This is a genomic window from uncultured Cardiobacterium sp., from assembly GCF_938028185.1.
Lineage (GTDB): Bacteria > Pseudomonadota > Gammaproteobacteria > Cardiobacteriales > Cardiobacteriaceae > Cardiobacterium.
Map to the genome: position 1 here is coordinate 1 of NZ_CALJAH010000119.1, position 1,331 is coordinate 1,331.

Consider the following 1,331-nt stretch of genomic DNA (forward strand, 5'->3'; position numbering starts at 1 on the left):
ACGACAGCGCCGCCAACTACCTGCTCGTCGCCTTCCACGACGGCGAAACCGTCTTCCGCCACCTCGCCGACGCGGGCATCATCCTGCGCGACCAGCACCACGTGCCGGGACTGGCCAACCACATCCGCATCACCATCGGCAGCGCCACCGAAAACGCCGCCCTGCTGCAAGCGCTGGACGACTGCCCGGCATGATGCCCCGCCCCCCCCCGTACCAAACACCCCAACCGGAGACACCCATGCAACCGACCCTCTACATCGACCGCGACGGTACCCTCATCGACGAACCGCAAACCGACTACCAAATCGACAGCCTCGACAAACTCGCCTACGAACCCGGCGTCATCCCGGCGCTGCTGCACCTGCAACAGCGCTACCGCCTCGTCATCATCAGCAACCAGGACGGCCTCGGCACCCCCGCCTTCCCGCAGGCCGCCTTCGCCGTGCCGCACGAAAAAATGCTGCAAACCTTCGCCTCGCAGGGCATCCACATCGACGCCGTCCACATCTGCCCGCACCGCGCCGAAGACCACTGCCCCTGCCGCAAACCCAAAACCGGCCTGCTCGCCGCCGACATCGCCAACCAGGCCTACGACCCGGCGCACAGCTACGTCATCGGCGACCGCGACAGCGACCTCGAACTCGCGCACAACCTCGGCATCACCGGCATCCCCTACCACCGCGACCGCCTCGGCTGGGCGGCGATTGCCGAAAAACTGCTGCCGCCCGCGCTGCCCAAAGACCGCACGCCGCGCCACGCCGCCGTCAGCCGCGACACCAAAGAAACCCGCATCCGCGCCGAAGTCTGGCTGGATGAACCCGGTCTGAACCACATTGCGACCGGCATCGGCTACTACGACCATATGCTTGACCAAATCGCCACCCACGGCGGCTTCCGTCTCGACCTGCACTGCGACGGCGACCTGCACATCGACGACCACCACACCATCGAAGACAGCGCCCTCGCCCTCGGCATGGCGCTGAAAGAAGCGCTGGGCGACAAACGCGGCATCGCCCGCTTCGGCTTCGTGCTGCCGATGGACGAATGCCGCGCCAAATGCACCCTCGACCTCTCCGGCCGCCCCTGGTGCAAAATCCGGGCGAAATTCCGCCGCGAAAAAATCGGCGACTACAGCACCGAAATGACCGCGCACTTCTTCCACAGCCTCAGCTACAGCCTGCAAGCAACGCTGCACCTCTCGGTCAAGGGCGACAACGACCACCACAAAACTGAAAGCCTGTACAAGGCCTTTGGCCGCACCCTGCGCCAGGCCATCCGCGTCGAAGACGACCGGCTGCCGAGCAGCAAGGGCGTGCTGTGAAGCCCGCCCC

Annotated in this window: 1 protein-coding gene and 1 pseudogene; both read left to right on the plus strand. The window is 65.9% G+C overall.

What is annotated here, in order from left to right; all coding sequences use genetic code 11:
* Window positions 1-194: pseudogene (locus Q0349_RS03810) on the plus strand (histidinol-phosphate transaminase); the annotation flags it as partial.
* Between the two features lie 44 nt (window positions 195-238).
* Window positions 239-1,321, plus strand: coding sequence for a bifunctional histidinol-phosphatase/imidazoleglycerol-phosphate dehydratase HisB (gene hisB, locus Q0349_RS03815; RefSeq protein ID WP_298079553.1), 1,083 nt, complete (start codon window positions 239-241; stop codon window positions 1,319-1,321).
* Window positions 1,322-1,331 lie beyond the last annotated feature (10 nt).